The organism is Photorhabdus sp. HUG-39, assembly GCF_963878365.1.
GTDB classification, from domain to species: Bacteria; Pseudomonadota; Gammaproteobacteria; order Enterobacterales; family Enterobacteriaceae; genus Photorhabdus; species Photorhabdus kayaii.
On sequence record NZ_CAWNWY010000032.1, the window covers coordinates 52534 to 68609 of the forward strand.

Below are 16076 nucleotides of genomic sequence, written 5' to 3' on the forward strand. Positions count from 1 at the left end.
TATTGATTGAAGCGAATACCGACGAGCTTCAATTAACAAACAAAACAACGCTGGCTCATCATCACGATGAGCCAGTATCAGATACATTATTTGTCCAGTTGACTTATGCCAATGCGCATATTTTCATCGAGCATTGATGCTTTAGCACGGATCTTAGCCTCAAGCTGATCGATCATATCAGCATTATCGAGACGCACTTTCTGCCGTATCCCATCTTCATAAAAACCACTTTTCGTTCTGGCGCCGGTGACACCCAAAGTAGAAACCTCCGCCTCTCCGGGTCCGTTAACCACACAACCAATAATAGAAACATCCATCGGTGTGAGTAAATCTTCCAAACGCTGTTCCAAAGCATTAACTGTGCCAATAACATCAAACTCCTGACGGGAACAGGTTGGACAAGCGATAAAATTTATACCACGGGAACGAATACGTAATGCTTTCAGAATGTCAAAACCCACTTTAACTTCTTCGACAGGATCGGCAGCCAAAGAAATACGCAGGGTATCACCGATACCTTCTGACAGGAGGATACCCAAGCCAATGGCAGATTTTACAGAGCCTGCACGCGCACCACCCGCCTCGGTAATACCAAGATGCAATGGCTGATCAATCTTCTGAGCTAACAGGCGATAGGCACCAACCGCCAGAAAGACATCTGACGCTTTTACACTGATTTTAAACTGATCAAAATTAAGTCTGTCAAGAATATCCACATGGCGCATAGCCGATTCCACCAACGCTTCTGGGGTGGGCTCACCATATTTTTCCTGAAGATCCTTTTCCAATGATCCGCCATTTACACCAATGCGGATTGGGATATTTTTATCACGGGCAGAAGCCACAACCTCACGGATACGTGCTTCATTACCGATATTTCCAGGGTTAATCCGCAGGCAATCGACACCATACTCTGCAACTTTAAGCGCTATACGGTAATCAAAATGGATATCTGCAACCAAAGGAACACTCGCTTGCTGCTTAATCAACTTAAATGCTTCCGCGGCGTCCATCGTTGGTATTGATACGCGAACAATATCAACGCCAACACGCTCAAGCGATTTAATCTGTTTAACAGTCGCTTCCACATCTGTAGTACGTGTGTTTGTCATTGACTGCACCGAAATGGGTGCACTATCCCCGACAGGCACATTGCCTACATAAATACGCGTAGATTTGCGTCTTTTTATCGGCGATTCATTATGCATACTGGTGTTTCTCCCAGACTTCCATGTGCTTACTGATAAAATTACAACTATGCCCTACTGTAACAGGCCTTTCATTATGCTGCCGGTACTTTAAGACGTGCGATACGACCCTCTTTAATAAAGCGGCTTAAATCAACAGATTGCCCCCGGAACCGTACATCCACAACAGCCGGAACACCGATAGTTAACTCATAAGGTAATGAGCCAGAGAGACTCAGATGGTCACCCTTATGTTTAGTTCCACTAAATAATTTCTTTCCTTTTGCATCAATAACTTGCAACCAACAGGATGCTTTAAAATTCATCATCAGATTATTACTGTCAGCGACTGCCGTTGAATTATTTTCAGACACACTCGGTACTTGAGCTGTCCCTTGATTGGCTGACAATGGAGCAGTCTGAGTTTGTGGCCCGTTACCTGCTAATTGAGCTTCAGGTGTTTTCACCACTTGATTTCGCGTTGATGGCGCAGATTGGGCCACTTCCTCACTATGCCCACTAGGACCATCAGTATTATTCTCTGCCACTGCATTTTCGGTTACAGCGGCAGATGATGATGGCTCACTTGTTGCCTGTTCGCGGGTTGGTAACTGTGTCACCTGATCGTGATTTTCAGTGGGTAAATCCTCTGAACTGGCTTTTTTCTGAGCAACCTTAGCCGCAGAATGATCAGCCATCGAAATCAATTCCTTCTGTTGAGCTATGTGGTTTTGCCACCACCATGCTCCCGTCAAACTAATTACGACTAAAATAATCAACCACGTAATCCACATCAACCAACTTTCGCGTTTTTTACGTTTTTTACCCAACGAAAAACTCTGCATCGGTGAAACTTTCGCGGTTTTTGCCGGGGTATGCTTATCCAGAATTGCCAGAATTTCTGCTTCTGGAATTTGTACCAACTTAGCATAAGAGCGAACATAACCACGCAGGAAAGTCGGTACCATAGTGGCTGGAATATTGTCCTCTTCAATATCACGGATAGTAGAAAGTTTTAAACACAAGCGATCAGCTACAGTCTGCTGGGTTAGCCCGTGTTGTTCACGAGCCTGACGCAGGAGCTGACCTGCGGTTAAATAAGCTTGTTCTGGAGTCGTTTCAGTATTCATTAGCAAGAAGACGCGGTACTTGTTCAGGTTGTGAAAAACTTCGCGCCGGCGCCTTGCTATAATCTTTAAATTACACAATGGCCTGCGCGGCGAAATAGATTTGCTATTTTACTAGCGGCAAATCACTGATAACAAACACGCCTGTCAGCATGGCTCCCAGTAAACAGAGTCTTGACTTCTTCATACTGCTCCTGCTCACAGAGAAAAACGCTGTAATGATACAATACCGTATCATTTCCTGGCGCGTACTGCATCGCCATTTTGTAACGTTGACGAGCGGCTTCCGGCTGACCAGAATATTGCTCATACAACGCCATACCTAATTGAGCCTGATAATGGTCTGGCTTTACCAGTAAAACCTTATCAAAGTGATATCTGGCGGCAGGTAAATTACCTTTAGCCAAATAGGCCATTCCCAATTGAATCCGGGTTTCTGCTGCGACTTTTCGCTGTTGATTGCCGTTTGTTGGTTGATTGGAACATCCTGCCAACAACATAGCAACCACCACGGCAACAACCATCATTCCCGATAACGATTTCCTTATCATTTCCATCCCCACCGACCAAAGATATGTCATTGTAACGATCATTTCACTTATGCATTTCCGTTACTGCATGACAGGACATACCAACATTCCCATTCAGACTGTTCTTATCTGAATAGGTTCACCGGCCTGACGTTTTTTCAATGTACGTTTGGTACGATCAATTACATCACCGGCAAGTTGACCACATGCGGCATCGATATCATCACCGCGAGTCTTGCGGACAATAGTAGTGAAACCATATCCCATCAACACCTTAGCAAAGCGATCAATCCGGCTGTTGGAACTACGGCCATATGGCGCCCCCGGAAACGGGTTCCATGGGATCAGATTGATCTTACTCGGTGTGTCTTTCAAGCATTCAGCTAATTGATGTGCCTGTTCCACGCTGTCATTAATATGATCCAGCATGACATATTCCACGGTTACACGGCCCTGATTAGCATTAGATTTAGTCAAATAGCGGCGCACACCAGCAAGGAACTGCTCGATATTATATTTACGGTTGATAGGAACAATGTCATCCCGTACATCATCTGTCGGTGCATGCAGGGAAATTGCCAAAGCAACATCAATCATATCGCCAAGTTTATCCAGTGCCGGCACTACACCGGATGTGGATAACGTCACACGGCGCTTTGACAAACCGAAACCAAAATCATCCATCATGATTTCCATGGCAGGCACCACGTTATTTAGGTTAAGCAGCGGTTCTCCCATCCCCATCATCACCACATTGGTAATCGGGCGACGACCACTGGATTTCAGTGAACCAATAATTTTTGCGGCACGCCAAACTTGACCAATAATTTCAGAAACCCGCAAATTACGGTTAAACCCTTGCTGAGCAGTGGAACAGAATTTACACTCCAGTGCACAGCCTACCTGAGAAGAGACACACAAAGTTGCGCGATCATCTTCCGGGATATAAACCGTTTCAACCTGCTGATCGCCAACAGTGATCGCCCATTTAATCGTACCATCGGCCGAACGTTGCTCTTCTGCGACTTCAGGTGCACGGATCTCTGCAACTTGTTGCAATTTTGCTCGCAGAATTTTGTTAATATCTGTCATCTGCTCAAAATCGTCATAACAGTAGTGATATATCCATTTCATCACTTGATCAGCACGGAAGGGTTTTTCTCCCATCTCAATGAAAAACTGGCGCATTTGCTTGCGATTCAGATCAAGCAGGTTAATTTTACCGCCTTTCTTTTCTGGAGTTTCAGACACGACAGAAGCAGCAAATTGTGCCGCAGTATTTGGTTGGGACATCTTTTTATATCGCCTCGTTGTAACACTTTCGGCTCTGCGTTAATGAACTCAACGCGAAGTTTCAATTCAGGTCACTATCAGTTTAGTATAGTAGCAAATAATAAGCGCCCCGTTGAATTAACAACGGGGCGCCGCATTGTACAAACTTTAATGCCATGATGCTACGGGTAACGGCAAATCAATTAACGTGGGCAAATTTCATCTTCTGTGAAGAAATACGCAATTTCACGGTTTGCAGATTCAACCGCATCAGAGCCGTGAACCGCGTTTTCAGTGAAGCTATCTGCATAATCAGCGCGCAGAGTACCTGCCAATGCATTATCAGGATTAGTTGCCCCCATCAGATCACGGTGACGCTGTACTGCATTCTCGCCTTCCAACACCTGAACCATAATCGGCCCAGAAGTCATAAATTCCACCAAACCATCAAAGAAAGGGCGGCCTTTGTGCTCCGCATAGAAGCCCTCAGCCTGTTCACGGGTCAGGTGAAGCATTTTGGCGGCAATAATTCTAAACCCAGCACTTTCAAAACGAGCATAAATAGCCCCGATGGCATTTTTCTTCACAGCGTTAGGCTTAACAATAGAAAAAGTACGTTCAACCGTCATAGATAACCTCTTGGTTCTTCTTGCAGCAACTGATAATTTTAATTTTTCCCGATAAGTTAATCGGTTAATACTCATTCCGCAACCTTAGCGGAGATAAAAACGGCGTTGATTATAGGGGTACGAATAGCAGTTGCCTACAGAAAACATAACATTCCATTAAATTTTCCTTAGCGAAAATTACCATTTTTTCGTACAAATCACACTTTTACCTGAATCGTTTACTTCAAGGTAAAATTGACAGAATCAACTTGTCCGCCAAAATCTAAAACACTAAGCTGATATTTACCCGGCTGAGTCAATGTCTGAACAAATCCCCGATTATTTTCTGTGGTCATTACCTGTTCTCCATTCAGAAACCACCATTGTTGCCCACCACTACCGCCCTGAGTGGTGACAGGTAAATCAAGGCTGCCAAAACCAGGAAGCCGTTTCAATACATCTCCATTATGAATACCCGCGATCAACAAAGGTGCTTCATCTGATTTCAACGGTGGACACTCAGAATTAACCGGTGGCAGACGCTGTGCCCGCCGCTCTTGTGCTGGTAACCATGATTCGAGGGTAATCGGCCATAAAGCGATATTTTTAGCCTGAGCGCCGGGACAATCAGGAGCCACGCGCAAACCGTTTTTATCCAACCACACCTGTTCATTGATGCCTGAAATAGCCTCTTGCCCCACAGCAGGCAGCGTAGGCGGAATAGTGTTACTCAGTATCCAACTCAGACGCCGCTGACGGCAATTCTTCTCTCCCTTCGGCAAACTCTGCCCTCCCGGCCAACAGATGATTGCCCGACTCACACTTGCTGGACGCGGATCAACCGGAATCCGTTTAGCCCCATTTCGCATATTGGCGAATAACAGATTATTGACCTGATTCATGATGGGAACCGCCGTAGCATAGCCGAACTGCCCGACAACTGGCGTGCCATCCGGCCGACCAACCCAAACACCAATGGTATAACGCGCATTTAAGCCAATGGCCCAAGCATCACGATAGCCATAGCTGGTACCGGTTTTCCAAGCCAGCGGCACTTGTGCCGGCAAAACATCATCAGGTTGCGGCAGAGCTTCTCCAGCCATAATTCGCCTCACTATCCATGCCGCGCCGGGGGAAAAAAGTTGCCGATCACGCAATGTCTGCTGCGGAGTGAATCTCAAGGGGGAAACTTTCCCCTGACGGGCAAACGCCGAGTAAGCCGCCACCAGTTGATCCATCCGGGTTGCCGTACCACCAAGAATCAATGATAAATTGGGTTCACTGCCGGGAGGAAAACGCAATACGGTTCCCACATTACGCATATTGGCGGTAAACCGCTTGGCGCCATAGGCTTCAAGCAGTTGCACGGCGGGTAAATTCAGTGAACGAACCAACGCCTCACTGGCGCTGACCAGCCCATGAAAGCCACTGTCAAAATTTCCGGGACGATAATAATCAAAACGGCGAGGCACATCCTGTAACAATGATTCCCCATGAATTAACCCATCATCCAGCGCCATGGCATACAAAAATGGCTTCAAGGTTGATCCCGGCGAACGCCATGAACTTATCATATCGACATGACCAAAACGGCTATCATCCCGTAGATCCAGCGAGCCGATATAGGCTTTTACCGCCATGTCTGTATGATCAACCACTAACACGCCAATCGACGTTTTTTCTGGTAACTGATACTTCCAATTCACCGCCATATCTTCAAGCTGACGCTGTAATCCCACATCAAGGGTTGTTTTGATGATCTCCTGACGAGTACCTTTCGCCATTCGTCTGGCAAGTAAAGGGGCAAGCTGTGGCACCTGCCGAGGAGCCAACCACAACGTTTCTTGCCGAATATCAGCAATCGTCTGTTCCGGCCAGATTTTATAGTGCTCCAACCGTTGCAACACCTTATCACGAGCAGCCTGTGCCCGTTCAGGATAGCGATCTGGCCTTAAACGGCTAGGAGCCTGTGGCAGAACAGCCAGTAAAGCCGCTTCTCCCGCTGAAAGTTCAGAGGGCGGTTTAGCCAAATATGCCCAACTCGCCGCACCGACACCTTGTAATGTGCCACCAAACGGCGCACGGTTCAGATACATCTCCAGAATTTCATCTTTAGAATAGTGCCATTCAAGCTGCAAAGTACGCCAGATCTGTTTCAGCTTCCCGCCGAAAGTGCGTGAATGGGGGTCAATCAACCGGGCAACCTGCATTGACAGCGTACTGCCGCCGGACAAAATTTTACCTGCCAGAATATCCTGCCAGGCAGCCCTGACCAGAGAAATCGGGTTAATCCCTGGATGCTGGTAGAACCAACGATCTTCATAAGTCAGCAAAGCTTGAATATATTCCGGCGACACTTGACCCAACGTCACCGGATAACGCCAAACACCTTCATCATCGGCAAAACGCCAAAGTGGCGTACCATCCTCACTCACGACAATGCGCGCCATTTTGACTTCACGCAGTGGCAGAGGCCAGATTTTATCTGCCAGCCATAAACCCGCCGGGAGCAAAAACAACAACAGTACAATCAGCCACATAAGGCGATGCGTTTTCTTCATCTATGAACACCAAGAGAGAAACCAGCCCTTACACCAGAGCATAAGGGCTGACAAATTTAGCGGACAACTTCCAGTTTTTCAGGTGTAGAACCCACTGCACGCCAGTAAGGCACATACATAGATTCCACCTGTGGCGCAGGAATGGTGTAAACACCCGGAGTTACAGCACGTGCCAGATAGAGCAACGTCACTGGCTGAGACGGATCAACCGCTACTGCCGCCACATATCGATCATCACGATATTCAATATGATGAATCGTCGCCTGTTGCATATCGCCAATCAACTCCTGAAGATTAGCGGCACTCTCACTCAACTTGGCACTGCTGTTAGCCAAATTCTGGTTTTCCAGCTCCAAGCCGGCGGGCAATAAATCAACAACCAAAGCATCCTGTACGGGTTTATCTGAGCTCACCATCAGCTTCACAACCACCATTTCACCGCTTTTCAGATGGTCAATGGAAACCGGATTACCTTTCATATCCAGATAGCTACGCTGAATTTTCAGCACATTAGCGTAAGGTTTCGGAGAGCGCAGTGGGTAGGCCACCACATTCACTCGTGAATAGAGCGTGCTGTCACCAAGGTTACTGATACTCACACCTTGCTGAATATCCTGTGGATACAGCATCTCACTATAGGGCTTATCTCTACTTATTGGTGAAGTCCGCTGATTAATCACCGCTTTCCACGGCTGCACTGATGTATCAATAAAGAAACGTCCCGCCAAGTAGAGTGAATGACTCTCCTGAGTTGAGAAATAATTGCGGGATGTCAATTCATCAGACAGAGCCAGCAATTTCTCATCACGTTCCTTTATTAACATGTTATTTTCAGTCAACAGAGCAACAATCATTGCGTTGTCACGGATGTCACTGCCGTAATCACCTAAATCTAAATCATCATTCCGGTTTTTACTGATCCCCAAACGAACCGCTTCATCTGCTCGGGTGTTATCCCCCATCAATTTCAGTGCGACTCCCAGTTGTACCAGTGACAAGCCATTGCCTGCTTGCTGACGGCGTTCATAAACTTGTCTCAGAGCGCCCAATGGTGCTTTCTGTTGACTGGCAAGCACCAGACCAGCATAAGACTGAACCGAGAATCGCATTGCTTCCTGATTCTGGCTGTAGGGATAGTTAATAACACTCTTATCCTGTAAATAACGTAACAGACGGTTATTGGCAGAAGTCAACACCTCTTTAGGGATGCTGAAACCTCGTTGACTTGCACGGAATAGAAAATCGGTGGCATAAGCCGTTAACCAATATTCTTCATCACCGGTTTTATCCCATAAAGCAAAGCTACCGTCATGACGCTGCATACTCAACAGATGAATAATTCCCTCATCAATACTTGCCCGGCGTTTATTATCATCTTCCGCCATGATACCCAAACTATTCAGCTCTGATTTGTTCGAATAGAGTGACGGATAAAGCCCACTGATTGTCTGTTCAAGACAGCCATATGGGTAGGCGTACAATTCACGAATATAGCGTGAAATCTGTAACGGTGGACGGCTGCTCAGTAGCAACTGCCCCTCGGTGCCTTCTGGTGATAAACCCGATAAGGCATTTAACGGCAACTGCCACTCTTCTCCCGGATGAATAACATTAGCGAACAGAACAGTTTCCGCTGGCTGTGCCTGACGCACACCAATCTTCCAACTATTTTTATACGGTTTCAGATTTTCACCGGGTAAATTCAGACCATCAATCGTCAGGGAAACCTCTCCTTGACCAACCCCCAAATCCGCTGTGACCGGAATCTCTACTGTGGTGCGTTTGCCTTTTTCCAATGTTATCGCTTTGCTAATATCCCCCTCTAACTTAATCAGGTCATTAGCAGCAAAGTTCAAGGTCAAGTTCTGCGTCTGTTCAGTCAAGTTAGTCAAATCCAACGACAACAATGCATGATCACCACTCGCCATAAAGCGAGGTAGTGCCATCTGTGTAATCACCGGCGCAGCAATGACAACTTTATTTTCACCGTGGCCGAACTCATCTTCACTCCACGCTTGAGCCATCAACCTCAATTCACCATTGAAATCAGGGATTGGCAAAACAATCTGCCCTTCGCCATTTTCATCCAGCGTCACTGGCTGTGCTTGTTCAGCGATAATCTTAACTTCGGTTAATGGCTTTCTGCCTCCACGATCAAGGGCGCTATCATCACCATCACCGCCAAAACGCAGATTCGCCAGACGGCCTTCACCTTCAATCAACTGACCATACACATCATATTGATCGACACTGTAACGCTTACGACCAAAGAAAGCCTCATAGGGGTCCGGCGTTTTAAAATTCGTGACATTCAGCACCCCCGTATCGACAGCAGAAAGCAGCACATTAACCTGCTTGGGTAATTTCCGCCCTTGCTGTGGTATCGCCTTGACTTTAACAGTAAGATTCTGATTCGGACGCATTTTTTCCGGTGCGGATAGCGTCAAATCCAGCTTACGATTTTCATCAGCCAACGGCAGGTGCAACACGCCAATGGCCCGTTTCGGTGTCACCTGACGAGATTTATCCTCTGGACGCACCACCACAGCGGTTAAATAAAGATCATGACGACGCCACTCTTTATTTACCGGCACTTCCACATCCAAACCTTGTTCTGGCACATCAATTTTTTGCCACCAAAGTGGCCCTTCACTGGATTCCACCAACAGATAACCTTTACCGGCCTGTGGTGCAACCATATGCAGTTTTATCTTCTCACCTACCTGATAAGCGGGTTTATCCAGAGATAACTTCACCTGATCAGGACGAACAGCCCCTGTACCACCGGTATTGTCCTGCCATGAGTAACCTGCCCAGAAATTAACGCTGGTCACTAATTGATTTTCAGGATTAACCACTTCAATACGGTACGACCCCCAATCAACCGGAAAACTGACCTTTGCCGTACCATCTTGAGCAATCTGGATATGTTCATCCGCCATCACCAAATCTTTCTGGTCATAGCCTGATTGCCAACCTTCACCATCCGACCAACGCCAATAATAGTCACGGCGTTCATAAACCAGACGGGCAGTTAAATCTTTTGCAGCATATTTTTTTCCATTGGCATCGGCATACACCACCGCAAATTGCGCCAGTGAATTTTCATCCACATTGTAACGACTTTGGTAACGACCTACGCGATAGTCATAAATCTCTTTCTGATTAAACAACGGACGGATACCAACCAGCTTTTCTGCCGGCCAAACGGCCTGTTCAACTCGACGAGTTACCGGGCGGCCACCAGATTCAAGCAAACCTGCCTGTACAATGACGTTTACCGGCGAAGAGACCGAACTCCAGTTGTCGGCACTGACATTAATTACGGCTTTACCCTCATTACCTAAAACCAAGTCAAACTCATCCAATGTGCGACTAAGATTGTCTTCTGTAACCGCACCAAACTCATAGCCAGGTAATTTTGCTATCGCATCCCGAGCTGGACGCAGAAATAATTGCCCTTGCAAGCGATTATATGCGGCAGGTGCGCCATATAGATAACGGCCTTTAATCGCGAAATCCACATCGTGGTCTTTCATCACGGGTTGCGACTCACTACTAATTTCCAGAGCCATGCGCTCCGGCATAAAATCTTCGACATTAAACTTGTAATAACGGGGTTTGTTATCGCCCAAATCAAAACGTAGCGACCAGAGCCCGGTAGCCGCTGACTGGGGGATCGCATAGCGATACTGATACAACCCATTTTCGGGTTGCCAGACAAAACTACGAACAACCTGACCATCGGTTTTCAGTACATCCACTTTAACTGGCTGACTTTTCATTGCACGGCCATCACCATCACGCAACAGGCCATTGACAATCAACGTTTCACCCGGACGATAGAGATCACGAGGTCCAAAAACAAAAAACTGTTTGCTGTACCCTTGTAGACCAGAGATATCAAATTCAGACAGATCCAGCGCCGGTGATACCAAATCAATCATACTGGTTTGGTGATCATGAGTAGCGAGCAATAGTTTCGCTTTCGCATTTTTTTCTAAGCTGACGTGCCCATCATCGTCCGTTGTTGCCTTTGACAATAATTGCCCTTTCTCATCCAACAGCCGTATTTCCACCCCTTTCAGGCTGCTACCTTGCGCCAAAGATTGGGTAAACACATCCATCTTATCCAGATAGCTGTGCATAGAAACACCAATATCACTTAAGGTAAACATTGTTGCTGGATTGGAATCAGCGTATTTACCCGTTTGTTGCATCACTGCCAGATAAACGCCATCTTGCTGTAACTCTTTGATATTACTTAATGGCAACAGTAATTTTTCGCGGGTATTCAGTGTTGGATTCAGATCGAAACGGCCGGTATAAACCAGTTCCGCATCTTTGAGCATCTCTTCAGATTCCCAAGAATTCATATTATTGCGATATTGCCACTGTGCAATAAAAACCGGTAATGCCACCTCTTTTATCCTGAAAAAATTAACATCAACACGATTAACATTCAGAGCCAATACCGGCAAACCTTCAGCAACTTTACTGGGTAACAAAGAGCCTTTGCTGGCAAAACCGACAGACGGAGAAATCGTCGCGGTTGTCAGCGTTTTCTCATAAGCCGTTTCGAGTTGACGATCATTGATACCTTTAACATCTTTATCTACGGTCAATTGCAACTTACGGGAGGGCGGCAAATGGCGCAAGCGAAGTTCCATCATGTTATCTGACAGTTCCCACGCCCCATCAAGTTTGCCCTCTTTGACATCCACCAAACGGACATTCTGCGCAAAATCCTGATTCGGATCTAAAGGAACAGAAAATGTCACCACCATTGCACTAGCGCCATCAAGCTGAACTTCCGAGGCATCCAGAATCTTCACTGGTTTACCGGCATAACGTTTTACTAATTCAGCCAGTGATGCTGCATCTTTCGGTTTTACTGATTTTGGGGGAGTATTTGATTGTTGAGGTGCTTTTTCACTTTGAATTTCCGTGGACTGCGGTTGAGCAGCTTGCTTATTATCAGTGCTATCAGATTGGTCACAACCAGAAAGCATCAACAAAGACGCTAAAATCACCACCAAATAACGTTTGTTTCTTCTTGGCCGTTGCCAGAATTGACCTTGATTCATAACCATAACCCCTGTCTTAACTCCGGCCAACTGGTGGCAGGATTTAATGAATAACTTTATATACCCGTATCTTTCAAGTTGCCTCTTTGTTGGCTGCACTCACTCACCCCGGTCACATCGTTATCTATGCTCCCGGGGATTCGCTCCCTTGCCGTCGCGATACATCTTGAAATCCATTGGGTATAAATCAATATATTAAATTTAAATTAAACAGATGAATCAACTATATACCGCCTATTTATATAAGCAACGTAAAGACATTAAGTTCATATAATAGCCTGTTATTTTAATGAATTAAACATCACAGAAACGATAAATAAACCTAAATTTATCGATTCAATTTTTCATTAAGAACTCTATATATCTTGTAAAATTATTTTTTAAAATGAATTTTCGTCATTTCTCTCAGTGGCCGAAGATAGACCTTTACTGCACCATCTATTTGATAATTTACAAGCAATAAAACAAATTGAATATACCCGTCATCTTTCAAGTTGCCTCTTTGTTGGCTGCACTCGGTCACATCGTTATCTATGCTCCCGGGGATTCACTCCCTTGCCGTCGCGAAGCATCTTGAAATCCATAGGGTATAAACAGGAAATTATTATTATCGTACCGGTTATAAATATCACTATCGGATTAAATATATCCGGTTCCAGTATACTATTATTTTTCCCAACAAAACATATTAATAGGATTATAAACCAAACAACACCGATGATTATCTCATAGTTCATTGCTATTATTTATATTATTTATGAATTAATGGTCTCCATTAATAAAAGCAATAAATAACCTTAACAACTGTATATAGAATACTTTATTTAACGCATCATTAGCCATTTATTAAGACTAATCATTATCTCAATAAGATATTTATAACAAATAAAAAGCCATGTAAATAAAACACATTTAACTTCTAATGCAGAAATTACCATTAACCTGTAACCTGTAACCTGTAACCTGTAATCTGTAATCTGTAATCTGTAATCTGTAATCTGTAATCTGTAATCTGTAAATAGAGTGCCACTTTCTTACCAAAAGTGGCCATAATAACTTGCGTGAAATACTGAATATACAAATTGTTTTTTATAAAATAACAATAAAATCCTCAACCCCAACGCTGCCGCAAATGGGGTAATAACCTGATGAACATCCATTTTCTCAATGACTTTCATTATGTTACTCGACTAATAATACCTGTCCTGTTTTTAGCTGTTTGACATTTGGTAACCAAAGTCTTCCCCAGCTACCAGTACAATGACATCCATAAACCTCTTTTATGTTTTCTTTTATGAAAAATTCTCTGATCTTCAATAACTCCGTCGGTAACGCTCTCCTTAAATGCAATCCGCCTATTACTGCGAATACTTTGTCCACACCGGTAATCCTTTTAGCGTGGTTAATAATTTCACAAATACCAGAATGACCACAGCCAACGATAATCACCAATCCATTATCGCTTTTCCAAATTAACGCACTATCATCCAATATATAATCATTGTCCCAAGAGCTCTTTCTAATTAACCCAAAGGATTTTCGATGATCATTTGCTATTTCCCCTGAAAAAATAAATCGCTCACTTATCTTCATATGCGATTTCGTTAAACGAAAGAAAACTCTCTTCTTGACTCGTTTATTAATTTTACCCGACATTTTTTTAAATTTTAACGCCATTTTCCTGAACATAACACCATAGTATTTCTCATTTAATGCATCAGGATGACATATTAATTTAGCATTATGGGGAAAATAGTTAACACCACCTATATGGTCAGAATGCCCATGAGAGATAACAATTTTGGATATATCATCAATAGATATCCCCATCCTGTTTGCATTCTCAATATAGCTACCATCCGGGCCGGTATCAAAAATTATCTTCTCTTCACCATCTTCAAGTAAAAGACTCAAACCAGGCTTAGCTATCAAATATGAATCAGATGTTTTATTTTCCAGTAGTACAGTTATTTTTAACGACATAGCATATCCATTAATTTTGTTGAAGTCATGCTTCTATTAAACGGTACAGGTAACAATAGCATTGACGTACATCAATAAAATAATGAAAAGCCATTATATCGTCACATTTTTATAAGCAGATCACAAATTCCCTCCCCTCTACTGACAGTTAATTTTTCAACATGAAATGATTATATCTCTATCATATTTATTGTCTTGCAATATTAACACACAAATATTATACCTTGCTGTACAACATATTTTTAAAAGCAGAGATGAATACATTATTAATAAATAAAACTCAACGGTAGGCTATTCAACTAATTTAATCAAATAGACTATACCCGTCATCTTTCAAGTTGCCTCTTTGTTGGCTGCACTCACTCATCCCGGTCACATAGTTATCTATGCTCCCGGGGATTCGTTCCCTTGCCGTCGCGATGCATCTTGAAATCCATAGGGTAAATACTAATGCCTAACGTAATTGACAATGATTAATTTGAAATATCACTATAAGACCAGAAATTGACTTACATTACCACTCTCATTTTATCCACATTATAATATATTTATCAAATATAATTTGAATTTATATTATATAAAAATTTAAATATAGAAATAAATAATTGTCTTTATATAGAAAAATAACCTATCATTATAAACATAATATATCTATTTATATCTAGCCATTATTAACACCTTTATTAATAATACGATAAAAAACATATTATTTTCATGTAAAAATAGAATTAATATATTTAAAAATAATTGGTAGACCGAATTTTTCGGGAGATTACTTAATCGGTTTACCACAAAATTTATTTCCTATTCAGAGACTTCATTAAATTTAGTTCCCTTTGGAAAGCATTGCCTGATTACCCCATTGATATTTTCATTGCTCCCCCTTTCCCAAGGTGAGCAATGACGCCAATAAATCATGCTATTTATCCCATATAATTATAAAGGATTTAGGCTAAATGATTTTCTGGCAAATCGAACGGCGGGTAAAAAGCAAGATTGACATGGATAAATCCTCATATAAGTCAGAAAAGGTAATTCCTCATCACAAATTAACGATATTCGTCACATTTTATGTAGTTTCATACCGAAACAAATCATCATAAATGTGATGCGAATCACATAATAAAAATAAAACAATAAAATTTATTTGAAATTATTAATGCTGGTTATTAAATGATTAATATTAATCTATTTTTTATACAATATTGTCACAAAATAATCACATTGGCCTGTTTTTTGCCTTGCAATATAACCCTTTGTTTTTGCTGCCATCTTAACCAACCCCCTATTTTAGTTGCCCGGTTGATAATCAACCCTAAACATTGATCACTAAGCTAAATTTGTGGTTAATACTGCTTCGGCATTGTGGAATAGAAAGTCAATGAAAAGCAGTATTGTAGTATTAATAGTTTTTTGTAGCGCAGTCTCAGGCAGTCAGGCCGCCGACATCGCAGAACAACAACTCATTCATCAACAGGCCCGCCAGCAAGCCCTGGAGGCGCAATTAGCCCCGCCGCCTGCGGAGGTTCGCCTGTCTGTACCGGAAACGGGGGCGTCAGCCGCCTTTCCGGTGGAAACCCCCTGTTTTCCTATCACCCGCGTCAGACTGGCAGGCACCGAAAATTTCCCGCACTGGTTGCCGTTCAGGCGTGTCGCCCAACAGGGCGAAAACCATTGCCTGGGCGATAAAGGCATTAGCCGGCTGATGACCCAATTGCAAA

At 43.6% G+C, this 16076-nt stretch carries 11 protein-coding genes; 1 reads left to right on the forward strand and 10 read right to left on the reverse strand.

The window, feature by feature from the left end:
* Window positions 1–86 precede the first annotated feature (86 nt).
* The 10 genes from ispG to AAC155_RS18425 all read right to left on the reverse strand — a co-directional run bounded on the left by ispG (window position 87) and on the right by AAC155_RS18425 (window position 14355).
* Window positions 87–1208, reverse strand: coding sequence for a flavodoxin-dependent (E)-4-hydroxy-3-methylbut-2-enyl-diphosphate synthase (ispG, locus tag AAC155_RS18380; RefSeq protein ID WP_113043660.1), 1122 nt, complete (start codon window positions 1206–1208; stop codon window positions 87–89).
* 74 nt (window positions 1209–1282) lie between these two features.
* Complete coding sequence (gene rodZ, locus AAC155_RS18385) at window positions 1283–2317, reverse strand: cytoskeleton protein RodZ (RefSeq protein WP_113043661.1); 1035 nt, start codon at window positions 2315–2317, stop codon at window positions 1283–1285.
* A gap of 122 nt (window positions 2318–2439) precedes the next feature.
* Window positions 2440–2865, reverse strand: a complete 426-nt coding sequence (locus tag AAC155_RS18390) for a tetratricopeptide repeat protein (RefSeq protein ID WP_229015580.1) — start codon at window positions 2863–2865, stop codon at window positions 2440–2442.
* Window positions 2866–2958: 93 nt separating this feature from the next.
* A complete protein-coding gene (locus AAC155_RS18395) occupies window positions 2959–4137 on the reverse strand; it encodes a bifunctional tRNA (adenosine(37)-C2)-methyltransferase TrmG/ribosomal RNA large subunit methyltransferase RlmN (protein ID WP_113043663.1) in 1179 nt (392 codons plus the stop codon).
* Between the two features lie 182 nt (window positions 4138–4319).
* Window positions 4320–4745: a nucleoside-diphosphate kinase gene (gene ndk, locus AAC155_RS18400; RefSeq protein WP_112876258.1), complete on the reverse strand. Its 426-nt coding sequence runs from the start codon at window positions 4743–4745 to the stop codon at window positions 4320–4322.
* Window positions 4746–4963: 218 nt separating this feature from the next.
* A complete protein-coding gene (gene pbpC / locus AAC155_RS18405; protein ID WP_113043664.1) occupies window positions 4964–7285 on the reverse strand; it encodes a peptidoglycan glycosyltransferase PbpC in 2322 nt (773 codons plus the stop codon).
* Window positions 7286–7341: 56 nt separating this feature from the next.
* Window positions 7342–12372: an alpha-2-macroglobulin family protein gene (locus AAC155_RS18410; protein ID WP_113043665.1), complete on the reverse strand. Its 5031-nt coding sequence runs from the start codon at window positions 12370–12372 to the stop codon at window positions 7342–7344.
* Between the two features lie 56 nt (window positions 12373–12428).
* Window positions 12429–12563 carry a hypothetical protein gene (locus AAC155_RS18415; RefSeq protein ID WP_262405159.1) on the reverse strand — a complete coding sequence of 45 codons (135 nt, stop codon included), beginning with the start codon at window positions 12561–12563 and terminating at the stop codon, window positions 12429–12431.
* Between the two features lie 182 nt (window positions 12564–12745).
* Entirely contained in the window at window positions 12746–12895 is a 150-nt protein-coding gene (locus AAC155_RS18420; protein WP_158536602.1) for a hypothetical protein, read from the reverse strand.
* 659 nt (window positions 12896–13554) lie between these two features.
* Window positions 13555–14355, reverse strand: a complete 801-nt coding sequence (locus AAC155_RS18425) for an MBL fold metallo-hydrolase (RefSeq protein WP_113043666.1) — start codon at window positions 14353–14355, stop codon at window positions 13555–13557.
* Window positions 14356–15736: 1381 nt separating this feature from the next.
* Here AAC155_RS18425 and AAC155_RS18435 point away from each other — a divergent pair.
* A partial coding sequence (locus tag AAC155_RS18435; RefSeq protein WP_275658243.1) for a POTRA domain-containing protein occupies window positions 15737–16076 on the forward strand: 340 nt, incomplete at its 3' end.

Excerpts from the sequence above, each read along its gene's own strand:
- ispG (WP_113043660.1), bottom strand. The coding sequence starts at position 1,208 with ATGCATAATGAATCGCCGATAAAAAGACGCAAATCTACGCGTATTTAT.
- rodZ (WP_113043661.1), bottom strand. The coding sequence starts at position 2,317 with ATGAATACTGAAACGACTCCAGAACAAGCTTATTTAACCGCAGGTCAG.
- AAC155_RS18390 (WP_229015580.1), bottom strand. The coding sequence starts at position 2,865 with ATGATAAGGAAATCGTTATCGGGAATGATGGTTGTTGCCGTGGTGGTT.
- AAC155_RS18395 (WP_113043663.1), bottom strand. The coding sequence starts at position 4,137 with ATGTCCCAACCAAATACTGCGGCACAATTTGCTGCTTCTGTCGTGTCT.
- ndk (WP_112876258.1), bottom strand. The coding sequence starts at position 4,745 with ATGACGGTTGAACGTACTTTTTCTATTGTTAAGCCTAACGCTGTGAAG.
- pbpC (WP_113043664.1), bottom strand. The coding sequence starts at position 7,285 with ATGAAGAAAACGCATCGCCTTATGTGGCTGATTGTACTGTTGTTGTTT.
- AAC155_RS18410 (WP_113043665.1), bottom strand. The coding sequence starts at position 12,372 with ATGAATCAAGGTCAATTCTGGCAACGGCCAAGAAGAAACAAACGTTAT.
- AAC155_RS18425 (WP_113043666.1), bottom strand. The coding sequence starts at position 14,355 with ATGTCGTTAAAAATAACTGTACTACTGGAAAATAAAACATCTGATTCA.